General features: G+C 62.5%; 17 protein-coding genes and 1 pseudogene. 8 read left to right on the forward strand and 10 right to left on the reverse strand.

What is annotated here, in order from left to right:
* Positions 1-7 precede the first annotated feature (7 nt).
* Positions 8-253 (reverse strand): ribbon-helix-helix protein, CopG family, encoded by a 246-nt coding sequence (locus FOS14_RS24760; RefSeq protein ID WP_185981767.1) that lies wholly within the window; start codon positions 251-253, stop codon positions 8-10.
* A 284-nt stretch (positions 254-537) separates the two neighbouring features.
* On the opposite strand from FOS14_RS24760, the pseudogene FOS14_RS13870 reads away from it, so the two are divergent.
* From FOS14_RS13870 to FOS14_RS13880, 3 genes and pseudogenes are all read left to right on the forward strand, one after another.
* A pseudogene (locus FOS14_RS13870) lies at positions 538-838 on the forward strand (acyl-CoA dehydrogenase family protein); the annotation flags it as partial.
* Positions 839-1,053: 215 nt separating this feature from the next.
* On the forward strand, positions 1,054-2,463 hold the full coding sequence (locus tag FOS14_RS13875; RefSeq protein ID WP_185981768.1) for an HNH endonuclease signature motif containing protein: 1,410 nt from the start codon (positions 1,054-1,056) through the stop codon (positions 2,461-2,463).
* 226 nt (positions 2,464-2,689) lie between these two features.
* Positions 2,690-3,115, forward strand: coding sequence for a hypothetical protein (locus FOS14_RS13880; RefSeq protein WP_143771404.1), 426 nt, complete (start codon positions 2,690-2,692; stop codon positions 3,113-3,115).
* A gap of 8 nt (positions 3,116-3,123) precedes the next feature.
* Here FOS14_RS13880 and FOS14_RS13885 read toward each other — a convergent pair whose 3' ends face one another.
* Positions 3,124-3,675, reverse strand: coding sequence for an isoprenylcysteine carboxylmethyltransferase family protein (locus FOS14_RS13885; RefSeq protein ID WP_143771405.1), 552 nt, complete (start codon positions 3,673-3,675; stop codon positions 3,124-3,126).
* A 58-nt stretch (positions 3,676-3,733) separates the two neighbouring features.
* Positions 3,734-3,985 carry a hypothetical protein gene (locus FOS14_RS13890; RefSeq protein WP_143771406.1) on the reverse strand — a complete coding sequence of 84 codons (252 nt, stop codon included), beginning with the start codon at positions 3,983-3,985 and terminating at the stop codon, positions 3,734-3,736.
* A gap of 53 nt (positions 3,986-4,038) precedes the next feature.
* On the opposite strand from FOS14_RS13890, the gene FOS14_RS13895 reads away from it, so the two are divergent.
* Both FOS14_RS13895 and FOS14_RS13900 read left to right on the forward strand, forming a co-directional pair.
* The gene (locus FOS14_RS13895) at positions 4,039-4,599 is read left to right on the forward strand and encodes a hypothetical protein (protein ID WP_143771407.1); all 561 of its coding nucleotides are present in this window, start codon (positions 4,039-4,041) and stop codon (positions 4,597-4,599) included.
* Between the two features lie 104 nt (positions 4,600-4,703).
* Complete coding sequence (locus FOS14_RS13900; RefSeq protein WP_143771408.1) at positions 4,704-5,618, forward strand: DUF1524 domain-containing protein; 915 nt, start codon at positions 4,704-4,706, stop codon at positions 5,616-5,618.
* Positions 5,619-5,631: 13 nt separating this feature from the next.
* Here FOS14_RS13900 and FOS14_RS13905 read toward each other — a convergent pair whose 3' ends face one another.
* From FOS14_RS13905 to FOS14_RS13915, 3 genes are read right to left on the reverse strand one after another with little or no spacing between them, the layout of a single operon-like run.
* Complete coding sequence (locus tag FOS14_RS13905; protein WP_143771409.1) at positions 5,632-8,982, reverse strand: DEAD/DEAH box helicase family protein; 3,351 nt, start codon at positions 8,980-8,982, stop codon at positions 5,632-5,634.
* A complete protein-coding gene (locus FOS14_RS13910) occupies positions 8,982-10,157 on the reverse strand; it encodes a restriction endonuclease subunit S (protein ID WP_143771410.1) in 1,176 nt (391 codons plus the stop codon). Before FOS14_RS13910 ends, FOS14_RS13905 begins: the two co-directional genes overlap by 1 nt.
* Positions 10,154-11,611 carry a class I SAM-dependent DNA methyltransferase gene (locus tag FOS14_RS13915; RefSeq protein WP_143771524.1) on the reverse strand — a complete coding sequence of 486 codons (1,458 nt, stop codon included), beginning with the start codon at positions 11,609-11,611 and terminating at the stop codon, positions 10,154-10,156. Before FOS14_RS13915 ends, FOS14_RS13910 begins: the two co-directional genes overlap by 4 nt.
* Before the next feature lie 245 nt (positions 11,612-11,856).
* Between FOS14_RS13915 and FOS14_RS13920 the strand changes: the two genes are divergently transcribed.
* Entirely contained in the window at positions 11,857-12,567 is a 711-nt protein-coding gene (locus FOS14_RS13920) for a GAF and ANTAR domain-containing protein (protein WP_143771411.1), read from the forward strand.
* Positions 12,568-12,627: 60 nt separating this feature from the next.
* On the opposite strand, the gene FOS14_RS13925 is transcribed toward FOS14_RS13920, so the two are convergent.
* Positions 12,628-13,791, reverse strand: a complete 1,164-nt coding sequence (locus FOS14_RS13925; protein ID WP_255450326.1) for an alkane 1-monooxygenase — start codon at positions 13,789-13,791, stop codon at positions 12,628-12,630.
* Positions 13,792-14,542: 751 nt separating this feature from the next.
* Here FOS14_RS13925 and FOS14_RS13930 point away from each other — a divergent pair.
* Positions 14,543-15,058, forward strand: coding sequence for an ATP-binding protein (locus FOS14_RS13930; RefSeq protein ID WP_143771412.1), 516 nt, complete (start codon positions 14,543-14,545; stop codon positions 15,056-15,058).
* A gap of 59 nt (positions 15,059-15,117) precedes the next feature.
* Here FOS14_RS13930 and FOS14_RS13935 read toward each other — a convergent pair whose 3' ends face one another.
* On the reverse strand, positions 15,118-15,576 hold the full coding sequence (locus FOS14_RS13935; protein WP_185981770.1) for an STAS domain-containing protein: 459 nt from the start codon (positions 15,574-15,576) through the stop codon (positions 15,118-15,120).
* Positions 15,577-15,936: 360 nt separating this feature from the next.
* On the opposite strand from FOS14_RS13935, the gene FOS14_RS13940 reads away from it, so the two are divergent.
* A complete protein-coding gene (locus FOS14_RS13940; protein ID WP_185981771.1) occupies positions 15,937-16,323 on the forward strand; it encodes an STAS domain-containing protein in 387 nt (128 codons plus the stop codon).
* Positions 16,324-16,745: 422 nt separating this feature from the next.
* On the opposite strand, the gene FOS14_RS24765 is transcribed toward FOS14_RS13940, so the two are convergent.
* Complete coding sequence (locus FOS14_RS24765; RefSeq protein ID WP_185981772.1) at positions 16,746-16,919, reverse strand: hypothetical protein; 174 nt, start codon at positions 16,917-16,919, stop codon at positions 16,746-16,748.
* A 132-nt stretch (positions 16,920-17,051) separates the two neighbouring features.
* Complete coding sequence (locus FOS14_RS13945; RefSeq protein WP_143771415.1) at positions 17,052-18,500, reverse strand: alpha/beta hydrolase family protein; 1,449 nt, start codon at positions 18,498-18,500, stop codon at positions 17,052-17,054.
* Between the last annotated feature and the right edge of the window lie 242 nt (positions 18,501-18,742).

Consider the following 18,742-nt stretch of genomic DNA (forward strand, 5'->3'; position numbering starts at 1 on the left):
GCACGATTTACAGCGGTGACAGCCTCATGCCCGCCTCGTGCAACCCGGTGAGCAGTGCCTGAACTTTGGCCGTGTCAAGCCGCCCGCGAAGGTAGCGATGGATGGCAGCGCGTATCACATCGGATACCGAGCGATCGGCGGCCTTGGCGGCGGCACGCAGCGCCGCGAACTCGTCTTCGGGCAGTCGGACATGGCCATGTCGGCCAACAGATTTCCCACGGACTGGTGCATCGAGATCGGTTGCGAACGCCATGCGGAGACCGTTGTTAATCTGCGCCCCGGGAATGTGATACATACGTGACACATTAGGTGTGCAGCTGAGGTGGGACCGGAGGCGGTCGAGCACATGTGGGAGCGTCATCGCGTGCTGCCCGAGCATGCCGAAGAAGCCCTCGCCGATCCGTATGTTCTCGCTTACCGGCCCGACCCGCGAAGTAGGACCGGCAGGACCAACATGGAGGAAGCTTTCGCGCTCGAACAGGAGGAGTTGCTGCCTGAAGTTCGGTCGGTCCCTGCGGCGAATCCTAACGCGGCGAAGTCGCTGGTAGTTCAACCAAGCTGCGCGCCGCCCGTCTGCTCACGCTCGACGCGGCCGAGAAACTCGTTGCCGGTGAACGTGCCGACATGGAAGCGGGCACGGCGAAGCTTGCTCCCCTCCGAGGATGCCATGCAGGTCGCCCTCGACGCCGTCTGCGCGCACGGCGGCTACGGCTACTCCAAGGAATACGACGCCGAACGGTACGTCGGCGACGCCCCACTGATGATCGTCGGCGACGGCACCAACGAAATCCCACGCAATATCGTTGCCGCACAACTAATTGCCCGCGATAAGGTCTGATGTGACAGCGATGCAGGACTGGCAACCTCAGATTGTCACCACTTAACGAGACGCTGGATGCCCCAGTCGGTGGCTGCGCTGCTGTTCGATGACGGCTTGCCGGCTCCTGGTTCCGGCGGCTCGACATCGACTCTGCGGATATCGGTAAGCGAGATTATGCATCATGTTCGCGGAATGCGTTGTTGCAAAACATGTCCCATGCTACAATCGAACACATGAGCGAAACACTGACTGGGCCAGCTGGTCAGTCGTCGACGCTCACCCTAATCACCGCTGCCAGCCGCGCGGAAGCTGCCGCCGCGGCGCACAAGATAGCTCTGGTCAAACAATTTCAGGAAGCGCATCCGAATCCGGATGACAGATCGTCGCTCGAAGAGATCGCCATGGCGCTGTCGACCACCTACGCCGTGGTCGCGGACTGGTTGCGGATGTCTTTCGAACTCGAGCGAATGCCCGAGATTGCCGCGGCGTTCACCGACGGGCTCCTCACCCTGCCCGCCGTGCAGGCCGTCACCGAACACACCTGCGGTGCCCCGCTGGCGACCATCGTGCGGCTCGAACAGCGCATCCTCGACGCCGCGCAGACCCTGCCGCCGCGCAAGCTCGGCACCGAGATCGACCGCCTGCTCGCCGAAGACGACCCGGACTGGGCCAGCCGCGCACACGAGCGCGCCAAGCGCGAACGCAACGTCAAGCAACGACCGCTCGCGCGCGGCATGGGCCGGGTGACGGCAACACTCACCGCCACCGAAACCGCCGAGGTCTCCGCCCTGATCACGGCCGTGGCCAAGACGGTGTGTCACGGCGATCCGCGCAGCATCACCCAGCGCCGCGCGGATGCCTATCTGGCGTTGATGCGCGGACAGTCATGCCTAGGCTGCCAATGTGGCGATCCCGCATGCGAATACGGACCCGGCCAGCCCATGCCCCGCCCAGAGATCCGCCTGACTCTCCTGTGCGGGCTGGCCACCGTTCTCGGCATCGGCCGCAACCCCGCACATCTCGACGGATACGGCGCGCTGGACCCAGAAACCACGCGCGCGCTCGCCGCCGACGCAACCTGGCAGGCAATCATCGACACCGCCGAACGCGCCGTCGACTCCTTCGACGGACCCTACGCGCACGCCACCATCCTGGTCAGCCCGATCATGCCGGCCGGCGCCGTCGCGGCGCCCAGCCCCTACGGTTTCGGCAGCGCCCAGATCGCCCAAGCCCACGACCTACTGGCGCGGTTGCGGCAATACGTCCTCGACTTCCCCCACACCGTGCATGCCGAATTCCCCGACGGCCACGGCGGATTCACCCAACCACCGCCAGGCGCGCTCGCCTACCGGCCCGCCGCCGCGCTCGCCGACGCCGTCCGTCTTCGAGACGGAACCTGCCGCCACCCGGGATGCTGCGTACCCGCCGCAGACTGCCAAATCGACCACATTCAGGAGTACGACCACAGCAAACCGGTCCGCGGCGGCTGGACGATTCTGGCCAACCTGCAATGCCTGTGCGCGCGACATCATGCCTTGAAGACCGCGAAACTCTGGGACTACGGGCTGCTGCGCCACGGAATCGTGCACGCGCGCAGCACCCTCGGACAGCACGGATTTTCACTCCCCGCGAATCTGAATTGAGCTGCGTCGACGTGGCCTCATCATGCTCGGTGCTGCAGGGCTTGCCGCAGCGCGGACCTTGCGTCGATGCCCGAGACGGAAGGCCGCATCGTGGCGCGCCGGGTCGGTGAATGGGAGCAGAAGGCCCGGAACGGCTCGCGGATCATGAACGGGCACGGCCCCGACGTCCTGCGCGCTAGTCTGCCGCGGAAGGCGCAAGCACCTTTAATGACGACAGGGGGACACGATGAAGCCTGGACCGCTCAGGGCGGCGGTGTTCGGCATTGCGCAGATTAGCGCCGCAGCCGGGCTGGCGCTCGGACTGTGCGTAACCCCGGCATCGGCCGCAACGACTGCGACCTACCAATTCCAGGACGGGATCTCCAGCGGCGACCCGTGGCCATTCAGCGTGGAAACTCTCACCGCCACAACCAACGGCACCGGCGTGGTACGGCTGTCGTCCGGGCCTCTTTGCAACGCCATCGTCCAGACGACCTGCGCACCCTACTCGCAGCCAATCATGGTCTCCTGGCTGAATTTCGCCACCGGCGCGCATGGAACCCTACAAGTCACCAGCAACGGAGTGGATGTGGCGACAGGCGCCGGTCCGGTAGCGCTGACCGGCGGAGCCGGCAACCTCGGCATACCGAGCCTCGGCCTCATCGCGGCCTGACACAACGGTCAAAACAGGTATGGCACAAGCATTTTGGTCGACTGTTTGTACGCCGGATAGATGTCAGGGAACTGCCCGGCCAGGTAGCGCTCTTCGACGGTCGCGCTGTAGATGAAGTAGATCGCGGCAACAAGGACCACGATCAGCCACGTCCAGCGCAAAGCAATTGCCGTTCCAACTCCGGCGAGCAGGATGCCCGAATAGATCGGGTGACGAACAAGCCGGTACGGGCCGTTGGTGACCAATTCCGGTTCGTTTTTCTGCGTCATCGGCATACCCCAGTTGCGACCGAGGTGTACGCGCGCCCAGACCGCGAACCCCAGCCCGACGACGAGCAGCACGAGCCCGAGCACAGCTCGCCAGGTGTCTGTGCTGGGCCGCGATCTTGAAAGTGCTCCGAACCGGACCAGCATGACCACGATGACGCCGATCACCACCCTGATTGCCAGTTCGCGAGACCACCGCACGCGGCCCTTCTTCATCGACAGCGCCGCCACCAGCCAATACAGCCAGAACGCCGCCCACAGCACTGCGCAAACGAGCCCAACCACCCTCACCACCGCCCCAGCCTGACACAGCAACGCTGAAACCCTGTGCCGCAGTTATCGCGACACGCAACTACCGGAGTTCGATATCAGCCGTGCCACCAGACCGTCGCTGAACTGGCCGACGTGCGCATTGAACGTCGGCGCGCTGCGGTTCATCGCCATCGATCGCAATCCGTCCGGCCGAGTACAGTCCGGCATTCAGGCTCGAGAACGCTGCGGAAAGCACCACGATGTTCATCGCTGGCCGCACCAGCGAGTGTTTCAGCAGCAAGCTGGTCGACTGGATGATCAAGTTCCAGTTCGGCGGCGAGGCGGCGACCATCGCTACCTCACAAATTGCCTACTCGTGGGTGCGGCGCAGAAAGGCGGTACGGCATGAGGAACAACTTCCCCACGGCGCGCGAATTGGCGACGGTGTTCGCCGAGGAGCTGCAATCAGCGGTGTCCGGCAGGGGCGTGCGGTCGGATACCGGACTCGACGATGACGTCGACCTTGCGCTCGCTGCAATCCAGGCCGCGTATCCCGACGTGCCCGCTGAATTGGTCGATGCGGCAAAGGCGGCGTTTCAGGGGCAGATCGACGGGTCGAACGATTTGCGGCAAGACGCCGAAGAACAACGGTTGTTCGCTGAGCTGAACGCCCATCAGGAGGAACCGAGTCCCGATGACGGTCAGGCATTGGAAGCGGCCGTCGAGGCTGCACGACGCGCGTTGCCGGGCGACCGGCTTGTACGCGATTACGGCTGGGTGAGCTCTGACGGCACCGTGATCGTGTTCGCTGGGTCCGTGAACCCGGAACTCGACGACGTTCTGGGCGCCGAAACGCTCGCACGGGTGGCACCGGACGGCACCGTCACTTCGGGCAACTCCGCGATTTTCATGCCCGAGCTCGAAACAATGTCACAGGTCGGTGACTGGCCGGCAGACGAGGATTGACTAGCCTGCCTCGTTGCCCGAACCTGCCCACGCAGTAACGCGCCGCGCACCGCCGCCGATTGTTGTGTTGAGTAAGTAAGTGGTCTTATCCACCAAGCAGGAGGATGGCGGTGTTTCAACGGCCGCTGCGTGCCGGTGCGGCGTGCGCCGCCGTCGCCCTCGGGATCGCCGGGGCGGGATTGGTTGGTCACAACGCTGAGGCGAAGGCCAGCCCAGCCACCAGCAGTACCGACGCGGTCAGCAGGCTCGCCGCGTTGCCGATCAAGGGCCGTGCCCCCAAGACCGGCTATTCGCGAGATCAGTTCGGCCAGGCATGGTCCGACGACGTCGCCGTCGCCGACGGTCACAACGGATGCGATACCCGCAACGACGTTCTGCGCCGCGACCTCACCTCCGTCGTGATCAAGCCCGGAACGAACGGTTGCGTCGTTCAGTCAGGCCAACTCACTGACCCCTATACCGCACAGTCGATTTCATTCACCAGAGGCCAAAAAACATCAATCGCAGTACAAATCGACCACGTCGTCAGCTTGTCCGACGCTTGGCAGACCGGCGCACAGCAGTGGGATGCCGACAAGCGCCGCAACTTTGCCAACGACCCGCTGGAATTGCAGGCCACTACGGCGGCGGCCAACGACCAGAAGAGCGACGGCGACGCCGCAACCTGGCTGCCGTCGAACAAGTCATACCGGTGCACGTTTGTGTCACGTCAGATAGAGATCAAGGCGACCTACGGTCTGTGGGTCACGCAGGCAGAACACGATGCAATGTCGCGCGTACTCGGTCAATGCGGCGCGCCGGCCACCGAACAGGTTCCCGCACAATCGATTCCGTCGTCACCTGCAACCGAGCAGAGCCCACCGCCACCCGCCCCAGCGCAACCGCTGCAGCAATCACAGGTGTATTACCCGAATTGCTCCGCTGCCCGGGCCGCGGGTGCGGCGCCGATCTACGCGGGTCAGCCCGGATACAGCACGAAGCTCGACCGCGATGGCGACGGTGTGGCCTGCGAGAAGTGAGCAACTCCCCTATTCATGCCGCCCCGCCCGGCGCGGCATTCGCCTCGAACCGGTGCAAAATATCCACGATCACTTCGACGTCCTTCTCCGGGAAGATGAAGTCCGGTCCGGTCGGTGCCGTATCGGTGTACGGGGATTCGTAGAGCCGCTCGGGTTTCATGACGCCGTTGGCAGTGAGCTCGTCGACGATCAGGTTGACGAACCGCACCTGGTTGATGTCGATGCGCGGGCCGTCAAGGTACCTTCCGAATGCCTCGAGCGCGGCCTGTCGATCCAATCCCACCAACGACCGAATGAACAGTCCCAGACCAGCTGCCTCCTTCTTGGCCTTGTCGATGTCACTGTCGGAAGCGCCACTGTCGACGAGCATCTGCTCGAGCGCGGCGAGGTCATCCGGGGTGAGTTGCTTGTTGCGCCGGAGTCGTTGCAGCGCAATGTGGTCCTCGTGTTGTTTGAGGTAGGCCGCGGCTTTGGCGCGGAATCGTTCCCAGTTGGTGCCCGGGGTCGTGCCTGGCAGGTCGACGACGGTTCGCTCGCCGAGGGTGTCTTCGAAATCGGTGTAGACAACCACCTTCTTGGCTTTTTCGAGGAACCGCACCAGCCCGCGCAGGCGTTTTCGGGCGACCTCGAGCATCGGCAGAGTGACATCGACCCACCACTCCTCCCCCGCGACGTCGTCCAGCAGTTCCTGCTGGGCAGCGACCGAGGGAATCGCCGTCTGACTCAACAGCCCGACCGCGATATTCTGCACCTGCTCCCGAATACGTTCAGCTGCAAGCGAATCGCCTTCGAGCTGGGCGAGCTGGCGGCGCAGGATCAGCAAGTCGAACCGTTTGGCGTCCTCATCGTTGTCCTTGACCGTCGACGGCAAACCGGCCAGGTGCTCGGCCACCTCGCCGGCACCCTCGCGGGTGAGCACGGTCCACGGCTCCCACTTCGCGTACTCCTGCACCCACTTTCGGTGCGGACGGACGAGAAAATTGTCGAGGTTCATCCCGGCGACGATGTTCTGCAGCGTTTTTGCGGTTTCTTCGCGAAGATTCGGCTCCGTATCACCCGACAATGCAGTCACAAGATCCAGCCGCGACTCGAACAGCCGCTGGTTGAGCGATTTCTGATGTGACCCTTCCGATCCCGGTAGGTCTTGACTGAAGAATTCGAGGTTGCCGCAGAAATCGAAAACAAAGAAGTTCTCCTTGTCCTGGCCGGGACCGAAGAGGTCTGGGCGCAGTCGGGTGCCGCGGCCGATCATCTGCCAGAACTTCGACTTAGACCGCACCATCTTGAAGAACACCAGGTTGACAACCTCGGGCACGTCGATACCGGTGTCGAGCATGTCCACCGAGATCGCGATGTGCGGGGCTTTGTCGGGAATCGTGAAATCGTCGATCAAGCTTTGTGCGTACGGCTGCCCATGGGTGATGACGCGGGCGAAATGGCCTGCATACTCAGGGTATTGAATGTCGAACCGCTGCGCGATGAACTCGGCGTGGGCTTTGTTCTTGGCGAAAATTATTGTCTTGCCGAGCCGGTCACCGCCAGCGACCTTGTAGCCCTGGTCCATCACCGACGCGATCACCTTGTCGACGGTGTCTTCGTTGAACAGGAAGCGGTTCAGCTCCTCCGAGGACACCTCGTCCGGCGGATCGTCCTCGCCCCAGTCCAGCGCATCCCACTGGTCCTTCTCTTCATCGGTCAGATCGGCGTACTTGATCCCCTGACGCAGGAATTTCGTGCCGAGCGACACCGACAGCGGCGGAACGAGATAGCCGTCGTCGACCGCGTCCTGAAGACTGTAGGCGTCGGTCGGTATGCCGTCTTCGAGGTTGAACAGCCGGTAAGTGTTGTGGGAGACTTCGTCTTTCGGGGTGGCGGTCAGGCCCACCAGTAATGAATCGAACCAGGCGAAGATTGCGCCGTACTTCTGATACACCGAGCGGTGGGCCTCGTCGATCACCACCAGGTCGAAGTAGCCAGGCCCGAACTTTCGGCCACCGTCGTCGGTGGTGTTGATGAGGTTCATCATTGTCGGATAGGTGCACACGTACACCCGGCCGTCGGTGACCTTCTCGGTCAGCAGGTTGACCGTCGTCGCCGCGGGTAGTTGCTTTTTGAACACGTCGGTGGCCTGCTTGACCAGCGCGGTGCGGTCGGCGAGGAACAGCACTCGCTTGACCCAGTTCGCTTTCATCAGCTGATCCACCAGCGCAATGACCGTGCGGGTCTTGCCGGAACCGGTGGCCATCACCAGCAATGCCTGGCGCTGCTTCTGATCAAAAGCCTCGCCTACAGCTTTGATTGCCCGCACCTGATATGGCCGACCGGCGATTTCGGTATTGACCGGCGCCGTGGACAGCGGCAGGCGGGTGTGGCGACGCTGGATGAGTAACTCGAGTTCGTTACGGGTGTAGAACCCCTGGATCTCGCGCGGTGGGTAACCGGCCTCGTCGTCCCATATCCAGTGCTCGAAACCGTTGGTGTAGAAGATGACCGGGCGACGACCGAACTGGTTCTCCAGCGCGTCGGCGTACAGCTTGGCCTGCTGCTGGCCGTCATGGACACTTTTGGTGGTGCGTTTGGCTTCCACCACTGCCAGCGGCAGACCGTCCGCACCCCACAACACGTAGTCGATGAAGCCTTTGCCGGTCGCGTTGGGCATGCGGGTGACTTCGTACTCGCGGTCGCGTATTTCGGTCAGCGGCCAGCCCGCCTCGGCGAGCAGCACGTCGATGTAGAGGTCGCGGGTTTGCGCTTCGGAGTAGTCGTGGTCGTCTGTCTTCGCGTTCGCGGCTTGGGCGGCGGCAATGTGCGCGCGCAGCTTGGCCAGCTCGGCTTCGTGCGCGGCCTTTTGGTCTGCCAACGCTTTTGCGTGTGCCTCGTCCTGCGCCTGAAACTTCGCCGCTAGCTGCGCGAGCTCCTGTCGTGACAACGGCGCAGCTTTCGCGGCCAATGCCGGATCGAACTGCGACTTGGTCGGCACCGCTTGCGGATTCGGCGAGTAGCGAAAGGCCGCCCACACCATCACGTGATAGAGCTCGCGCAACACCGCCTGGGAGACCGTGGCCGCAATCGGCTTGTCCTCATGCACCGCCGTGTTGCCGACCTTGCGAATCAGATTCAGCTTCTGCGTGATTGCGGTGCCGGTCTTGGCTTTGAACGCTGGATCATTGATGCGAGCGGCTAGGTCACTCTGGTACGGCGGTCCTAGTGCAAGGACGTCGTAGAGGTGTTTGACCAGGCCCTCGATCGCCCGGCGGCTATGGAAGCACGCCGAGCGTGGGTCCGAGGTGAGGTAAGACTCGGCGCGAGCGCAGTCGGGATAGGCGCCGGGGAGAGTGGTTTTGAGGAAGTCGAAGTTGCTCATCAGAGTTCGCCCCGGAATGCGCGGGATTGGAGAGAGGCGAAGAGTTCGTCATGCTCAACGAGCAGCTGCCGTGCGGCGATCTGTCGGCCGGTAACCGCCGCGATCCGGGTGACGAACTTCTTTTGTTGATCCATATCCGGCACCGGTATTGGCATCGACTTGATGATGCCCATGTTGAGACCATCCATGATCGACCCCTTGGTCTGGCGGCGTAGATGCGCCCGCGATTCGGGGTGCCAAAGAAATGCTGCCCGTAGGAACAACGGTTCAAGTCGCTGCCGATCAACGGTGATTGCACAGAGGTGCTTGGTATTGATCGCAGTCGGTATGTCTTCTGGCACAACGGCGCAACGCCCTACGGTGCCCATAATGCTGATCAAGACATCTCCCGCATGCACGGTGTACCGGGCAAGTTGGGCGTACTTCTTTGGGGTGATGTACCGCCGCTCGGCCCATCGGAATTGATTGTTCACGACGTTGTCGAGCCCGAGAACCGCGATTCCGTCGTCGACGAATTCACCATGTAGTAACTGACTTCCGAACGGGCCCGTACGGATGCTGCTTCTATCCGCTGCGGCAACGTCCTCGACAGTCGACCCTGCGACCACGTCGCCGAACATGTCGCGAAAAATAGATTCTTCGAGAGCGTCGATCTCGGCGAAAACATTTCGGCGCTTCGTACGAATGGCGTCTGCCTGGTCGAGGATCGCGGCGATCCGGCGTTGCTCGTCAAGCGGCGGAAGACATATTTCAAGGTCAAGGAGATTGTCTATTGGGAAGTTGTCCGCTGTAGTTGCACGAACCCAGCTCAGCACCTTTGGCTGCAAAGCCTTCACCAATCTAGCAAGGTACCCGCCGTAAACGGCGCCATTTGGCACCAATGCCTTCATATCTTGATTGACGGTCACAGGTTTTGTGGTCAACGCGACGGGCAAGGTGTGCTTCAGAACTCCGGAACGAACAACAAGTAGAACCGACCCAGCGGGTATTAGCTTTGCGGGCGAATTTGTAACACCCTTTGGTGTGAGGGTTATTTCGGACGATTCGATTAGGGATCGCTTCATGTCCTTCGGCGTCACCCAAGGAATATGACCACCATAGTAGTCGCCGACTGATTTACGAGGTGTCCCGCCTCCCACAACCGACACTACGTCGCGTAAGGTAACCGTCCTCACGACAACATCGCCTTCAACTCCGCCAACCCTTTACAGATCTCCTCCTCCAACGCCTCGATGTCGGCGATGATCTCCAGCGGCGGGCGGTGCTCGACTTCGTCGTGCACGATCTCTTTGTACCGGTTCAGCGAGAGGTCGTAACCCTGGGCGACAATGTCGGCCTTGGGCACACAAAACGATTGCTCGGTGCGCGCACGGTCCCGCTCGGACCCGTCACGCTGCGCCCAGCGGGCCAGCACATCGGGAAGGTCGTTGGCCGCAACCGGGTTTCGTTTGTCGTCCAGCGAGAACCCGTCCGCGTGCACGTCGTAGAACCAAACATCGTCGGTGCCACCAGAATTGGTCTTGGTGAACAACAAGATCGCCGTCGACACGCCCGCGTACGGGCGGAAAACACCGGACGGCAGTTTCACCACACCATCGAGCTTCTGCTCCTCCACCAGAATCTTGCGTAAGTCCTTGTGCGCCTTGCTCGACCCGAACAACACCCCATCCGGCACGATCACCGCCGCCCGCCCACCGGGCTTGAGCAGCTTCAAGAACAGAGCCAGAAACAGCAACTCGGTCTTCTTGGTCTTCACCACCCGCTGCAAGTCCTTGCTGGTCGACTCGTAATCAAGCGACCCAGCGAACGGCGGATTGGCCAGAATCAGCGTGTACTTCTCGGTGTCCTCACTCGCGCCTTCCGACAACGAGTCTCGATACCGAATGTCGGGTGCCTCCACGCCGTGCAGCAGCATGTTCATGCTGCCGATCCGCAGCATGGTCGAATCGAAGTCGTAGCCGTGGAACATCGAGCGGTGAAAATGGTGGCGCTGCGTCGCATCCGTCATCGCGGTCGGATGCGTCCGACGCACATACTCCGACGCCGCGACCAAAAATCCGGCCGTCCCGCAGGCCGGATCGCAAATCTCATCACTCGGTGTCGGCGCCATCATCTCGACCATCAGGTTGATGATGTGACGCGGCGTGCGGAACTGCCCATTGGTACCGGCGGTCGCGATCTTCGAGAGCATGTACTCGTACAGATCGCCGTTGGTGTCACGATCGGCCATCGGGATGTCATCGAGCATGTCGACGACCTTCGACAGCAACGCCGGCGTCGGGATGGTGAACCGGGCATCCCGCATGTGGTCGGAATACGTGGAACCGTCCCCACCGAGGGCGCGCAGGAACGGAAACGCCTGCTCGCCGACAAGCCGAAACATCACCTCAGCGTCGTCGTTCTTGAACCGCGACCAGCGCAGATTCTCCTGACCGGGAAGGAACACCAGGTCTTCGATCTTGCCGGTGACTCGAGCCTTCTTCTCCGCCAACGTCTGTAGATCGTCCAATCGGCGGATGAACAGCAGGTACGTGATCTGCTCGATCACCTCGAGCGGGTTACTGATTCCTCCGGACCAGAACGCATCCCAAACGCGGTCGATCTTGCTTTTCAGCTCCCCTGTGATCACGACGTTGACCATAGCGAAGGACTCCGCCATATCGCCGGATCCAGGGGAACGCACGTTGCAGAACATCCCGGTGAGCTCGGAGTTCACAGGCGTGATCGAGACGGCACGTGGCGCGGCTGCCCTGATCACCGCAGTGCACTCCCCCGTTCGTCGAATAGGCAAAACGGACGTCGCGGGTGTCGGCGTATCGTTGTCTCGACAATCCCGCGAAATCCATCCGCAGGACCGACATCGGGAGAACAACGTTGAATCTCGATACGTCTGGTGCTGACCCCGCGACGGTTTTCGCCGGGCTCGCCGAAATTGTCTACGACCGGGAGAATTACGAGCAGATCCATGCCGCCCTGTGCGTTGCGGCGACAATTCTGGTGCCCGGATGCGACCGCGCCAGCATGATGGTGCGCCGCGACGGCCGATATCTCACTTCGGCGGCCACCGATCCGGTCGCGGCGTCGATCGACGCGACCGAGCGGCGGCTGGGTCAGGGTCCGTGTGTAGATGCGATCGACGAGGAGACACCTCACCTCGAGCAGGATCTGGCTGCAAGCGGCGAGTGGCCGGACCTCGCGCGCATCGTTGTCGACACGACGCCGGTGCGCGCAGCGATTGCCTTGCGGCTGAAAACAGCAGATGCCAAGAGCGGCGCACTGAACCTTTTTAGCGACACCGTCGGCGGATTCGATGACCGCTCGGTGGAGCAGGCGGTGATATTGGCAGCGTTTGCCTCGGTCTCGCTGGCAGCGCGTGCCAATGCCGAAGAGGCCTCTACACTGCGTCGTGGCCTGGAGCACGGTCGCGAGATCGGTAAAGCGCTCGGGTTGGTAATGGCAACCCATGGGGTCGACGACGATGGCGCTTTCGCGATGTTGACCCGCGCATCTCAGCACACCAACACCAAAATTGCCGACCTGGCTCGGCGAATGATCGACCAGCACCATCAACAGTTACAACACTGAATTCACTTGGCGCGAGACTGCAAAGCAACGCCACAACACCGATCAGAACGTCACGGAATCTCACGCCGCACTTGGTCCGAATCTGTTAGGGACGGCAGCAAGGCGGCCGCGTTTGCGGGGAGCGAGGTTGGCGCGCGTCAGGTCGCCGTTGTAGTGGTCGCGGACGCGGTGGTCCATGATGTGTCGCCACAGCGGCGGGATCATCGCGTAGACCACCATCGTGGCATAGCCGGCGGGTAGTTGCGGGGCCTGTGCGGCGCTGCGCAGAGTTTGGTAACGCCGCCCAGGATTGGCGTGGTGATCGCTGTGGCGCTGCAGGTGGAACAGGAAAATATTGGTGACCAACCGGTCGCTGTTCCAGCTGTGCTCGGGCGCGATCCGCTCGTAGCCGCGGCCGACGCGACAACGCAGCAGGCCGTAGTGCTCGACGTAGTTGACGGTCTCAAGCAACACGATCGCGACCACAGCCTGGACGATCAGATACGGCACGACAGCGGGCCCGAAGACGGCTCCCAGCACGGAGAACAGCACCACACTCATGGTCCAGGCCTGCAGGTTGTCGTTATGGATCGACCACACTCGCCGGTTTTGGCGGGCCAGGCGGTCACGTTCGAGGCGCCACGCCGAAACCAGACCGCCCACGATGCTGCGCGGCAGGAATTCCCACAAGGTTTCCCCGTAGCGGGCCGACGCTGGATCCTCCGGGGTGGCCACTCGGGCGTGGTGGCCGCGGTTGTGCTCGACGAAGAAATGTCCGTAACAGCTTTGGGCCAAAGCGATTTTGGCCAGCCAACGTTCGTGTTTTTCGAAGCGGTGCCCAAGTTCATGGGCGGCGTTGATACCGATCCCGCTGGACACTCCGACCGTCACGGCGAGCCCGATCTTGTCGGTCAGGCTCAACGCCGACCCGGCCCACAAGTAGGAGGCGATCAGCAACCCCGTCAAAAGCACCGGCAGGAACAGATACGTGCACCAGCGGTAGTAGCGGTCAGCCGATAGCCGGTGGTAGACCTCTTCGGGCGGGTTCTGACCGTCCTCACCGACCAAGGCATCGACGAGCGGGATGACACCGAAAACGAACACCGGTCCGATCCACCACATCACCTCCAGGCCGGTCAGCCGTACCAGAGTGGAGGGCAGCAAAGCGCACGCCGGAGCAATGAGACCGAGCAGCCATAGGTAGCGCTTGCGGTCGCGCCATACGACAGTATTCGAGGTGGTCACGGGCGCCTCCTGTCTCGCAGCCCGCTGGGTATTTCTTGAAGTACCTGCTACATCACCGAGAACCGCCGGCTGTTACGGATTTTCGGGTGCGTTCCGGGAAAACCGTTGAATTGGAACCTAAATGCGATTTCAGCTCGTTCCATGTCACCACATCGTGACACCATACCGCCCGGTTCGCACCACTAGTGATCGTCGCTTTTCCGGATCGGTCCCCAGATTGTCGGGCGCATCTGGCTAAGATATTCCACTAACTTCTTGAGAATTCGACTCTTCCTTCCAGCGGGTTAACTCATTGCACCTACGAAACGGGAAAACGGCTCGTAAAGCGCCACAGGACAGCGCCGATCAACTCGACTGTCGCCCGCCGGCGGAGTGAAATCGTTACGAGCGAAGCCACACCGGCGAGAAAACGTGACACAGATGATAATCACAGAAGAGTTTGATTTCCGAAAATAGTTAATTAGCTCGGCTGTCGTTGAATGTTGACCCCTCTACTCAAATGCCGGTATGCGATTTTGCCGACTTTGCCGGTTTACCTGATAAACAACAGGAGTCGGCGCCATCGAAAACCATTACGAAATGGTGGCCTGGCGACAGGATGGCGGCGCGGTGTCGCGGTGACCCGTAAAGCGCCCGGACCGGTGTGACCCGCACCACCGATGTTTCGAGCGCCGCCACGGCGAGGTACACCCTCCCTTAACGCGCAGCCAGACCGACCGACAAGCTTGCGATCCTGTGAGGACTAACGACGATGACCAGAATGCAGCCCACCGGGGTGAGCCGCGTGAGGACGTTGTCGTTCACCGCAGCGGCCACCGCACGCGAGGCCACCCGTGCCCGTGACCGGGTGCGCCGTTGGGCATGGGCCAACGACATCGAAGCCGACACTATCTACGACATGGTGTTGGCGGTGTATGAGGCCATCGCCAACGTCATCGATTACGCCTACCCCGAACGGCCCGGGTCGTTCACGGTGCAGGGCCGTGCCACCGGCGGCCGGGTCACGGTGCAGGTCAGCGACCACGGCCAGTGGGCACCCTGTTCCGTACCGCGGGCGAGCAACCGGGGCCGCGGCATCGCATTGATGAAAAACCTCGCCGACCATGTCGAACTGCGCCACGACTCTCAGGGCACCGACGTGGTCCTTGCCTGGAACACCGTCGACCTACCCGTCGACGACAGCCACGAGCCCGCACTGGATTCGTCGTTGACAGGACAGCACAACGATGTCGAGCAGCGTGATACCGACGGCGACCTGGTCGGGTGACCTGCAACAACCAGTTTCGCGCGCGGTCGGCCACACAGCAGGTGGCGGAGCCTGTTGTACTAAACAGCCGGGCAGCCAGCAGCAGTGTCCCTGGGGTCCTCGCGCCGAGCAGTCCGGTCCCCGCAGTCCAAGTTCTCGAGTACCTCGAGCGCTTCGGGCAGTGTCGAATACACGTCGAGTTCCGCATCTACCCCTGTCAACTGCAGGGGGCGTCTGCTGACCTGTCCCAGGGCAACGACCGCTAGGCGTGTGTGCGAACCACCACGCAGACGGATGCGCTCAGCGGCGTCGAGCAATGCGGTGATCCCCACCGAAGCCAGGAAGTGCAAGCCGGTCAAATCGACGATCACGCTTGCCGAGTCGCGATGCAGGCTGGCGTGAAGGGCGGCGCTCAACCGCGGCGCCGTCAGCAAATCTAGGTCGCCTGTGACTGTGAGGACGGTCACGGTCCGACGGAATTCCGTGGTGATCTGCAACGCGGAATCGGATCCGTCGATGCCTGCATCGACTGTGGCCATCGTGCCTCCTGGGAACGTCCGAGCATGAGCCGGGCAACGGGGAGACAGCTGGCTTCTCAACTGTTTTGTCACGACAGTAATAGACGTGGCGACGTCGACGACCGCGGTGCCCGGCAGGCACTTTTTGATCCAGAGCCCGGTTTTAGGTCGCCGCGATCGCGGGCATAACCACAGACAGTGGGACCGGCTGCGTGGCTTCTCGTCGAGTAGCATCAACGGCAGCGAGGTCATGGACTCGCCGTTCGGGCCAGACCAAAGCGCTCCAAGCCAGCGTCAAGTGTCCTGACTATTGCCATGAGGCGGTTGAGTCACCAGCTGCGTCACCGTGCCGCAGTGCACGCAACGCCCTGGAGGCCGCTGATGACCAGCACCGACACTCTCATCACCAATGACAACCACAGTCCTAACTTCGCCATCACCACAACCGTCCTCGGCAGCGTCACGGTTTTGCAGCTCTGCGGTGACCTCGACCTGCTGACCTCACCCGAGCTGAAAGCAGCGATCCAGTCACGTATCGGCGCCGACCCCGCCACTATCATCGTCGACCTGACCGACCTCGCGTTCCTGTCCTGCAGCGGAATCGCAGTGCTCATCGACACCTACTCCAAAATCACCAGTGGCACAAGGTTTCTCGTCGTCGCCGACGGACCCGTCACGCGGCGGCCGATGCATCTGATCGGAGTCGACGAACAACTGCATATGCACACCACCCTGAGCGAGGCACTCGAAACCCTCACTGGCACATAGAGCTACCACACATCACCGGGACCCGGGTCGACACGGTGCTCCCCTTTTCACGACGACCCACCACCGGTCACCGGATTTGCGCACGTGCACGGCTCGGCTCGAAGCCGCTGCTGCCGAACATGTCCGGGACATCAGCGCCGAACTGACAAAACGATTGGAAGCAGAATGTGGCCTTTCCTCGGGCTCACCATCACGATCGCAACCGCGGCAACCGCCGGGGCTTTCGCGACCACCGCCTATGTCTTCTGGTCCGAAACACGCCGCGACGCAGCGAGCCGCGGTATGCATCGACTATCCCGTCGCCATCTTTGGATCGTCGCGACACACAAGATGACTCGCAGGCTACTTCGGGCAATGCGGTAATCCAGGGTGCACCACAGATATCCGGACCCCGCCGGTCTCAGTCGCCTCGACGACTCGCTTCAGTGGCTGGTGTCGCCGTGCACGTCCCGCTCGACGAGCAAAACCTGCAGCTCAGCCAACCGCAGCTGTTCCTGCTGGTCCAGTGTGGCTCCGCGGCACATCAACCGCTCGTACTCGGCGCGTAACTCCGGATCCGTCATCGCAGCCAGGTGCCTGCCGTTATCGTCGTCCACCCGTGCGCCTCCTGCGATGTAGTCGATGCCCCACACACAACCTAGCCTTGGACTTGCAGCGTTGCCCCTCGCCGACACGTGCCGGATTGTGCGCGCCCTGCGTTTCGATCGGAAGTTGCGCGGTTGTTCGAGTCACGCTGCAGTATGCGCGGATGGGCCCGACCCCACCGCGGCGAACAACCACGCCATCGCCGCATGGAAGGCGACCGCCGCCGAGGTCCATGTATGGGCTCCCGGGGATAGGTAGAGCGCGGCGTCAATGCCGACGCGGTGCGCGGTGGTGTAAAGCGTCTCGGCAGCGTGGAATTGCGCAGCAAGTCCCTTGATATGTGGCGCGGCGGCGGCCTCGGGCCGTGCACCACCAATCCAAGCGCGCGCCGGACCCGTCGGCGCGAAGGTGTAGAACAACCCGGTGCTGCCGGTATACGGACCGTGCGTCGTCATCACGGTCTTGGGATCGAATGCGTTCCACTGCGCCGGATTTCCCACGTACAGCCGTTGGATCGTCTGCTGCTTGTTGCCTGCGTTTGGACCGACGTCCCCGGCGATGTCGACGAAAGTTCCGAAGAGCTCCGGATGCGTCACCGCGAGATCGATCGCGCAGGTGCCGCCCATCGAGAACCCGGCCACGCCCCAGTTCGCCGCGGCCGTCGACGCGTTGAATGTCTTTTCGACGTAAGGCACCACTTCGGCCGTCAGGTGCGTGGCGGAGTTGTCTCGCGGGCCGTTGACGCACTCCGTGTCGTTGGTGAAGGTGCCGCCGGTGTCCGGGAAGACCAGTATCGGCGCCGAGCCGCCGTGGGCGGCCGCGTAGGCGTCGAGTTGGGGTACGATGCCGCCGATCCGCAGCCAATCGGCGGGGGTGGCGAACTCGCCGCCAATCATCATCACCGCTGGCAGCTTCGGCGGGGTCGGCCTGTCGAACCACGCCGGCGGCAGGTAGACGTATTCGGTTCGGTGCGTCATGCCGCTGAGATTGTTCGGCGTGTCGACAGCGACGATGCGTCCCTGCGTCAGTCTGGTGTTGCGCAAACCCGCAAGCGCGTCGAGCGAGACCTCGTTGGGCAGCGGGCTTGCGGTGGCCGCCGCATACGCCGCCTGAAGCGTCGGGAAGTAACCGACCCACTTGTTGACCGCGACGGCCGAACTCGCCGAGAGCAGCACGATGGCCGCCACGGATACTGCGCGGCGCCACCAGCGAGTGCCGCGCCACCCGAGAATCGCCACGATCACCGCGCTCACTGCGGCGCCGACAAACAGCCACACCGACAGTGGCGCAGTGTTGTTGCGACCCGTCAAGCCCTGGTCGGCCGTGAACCAGCGCGCGGCCACGGCAGCCACGGCCCCGACCGCAACAACGACAGGCAGTACGACCAACCGCCAGCGCCTTGTACGCCAGCCCACCGCCACGACGAGCGCAATAACCGCGGCGATCTGCACAGTGACGGGCAGCCACCCATGCAGCAGTGATAGGCCATGGGCATGGTGCACATCACCGGCACGACTGATCGACGCCGGCGGCGGGGGCGATGGAAAGGGCAGTCGGCGCGTGACGGTCGTGTGGACGACAGGCTCGGTCATCGCCGGATCAATCCTTTCTCCCCGTCGGACAGATCCAGTCAACCTTCACCGCAAGCGCGCCGGGAAGCACGAAAGGCCAACCCTCAGCGGTTCTTCAGCCCGGCTCTGCATGGTGACGGCTCTGGCCAGCCGCAATTCAACGAGCGTCCTCAGTGTCGGACGGCGCTTGGCACGATGACCTTGTGGTCGCGCATCATCTCGATCACCTTGCCGGGGTCGAACGCTCCGAACAGCACATTGCT

The organism is Skermania sp. ID1734 (assembly GCF_007489285.1).
Classification (GTDB): domain Bacteria; phylum Actinomycetota; class Actinomycetes; order Mycobacteriales; family Mycobacteriaceae; genus ID1734.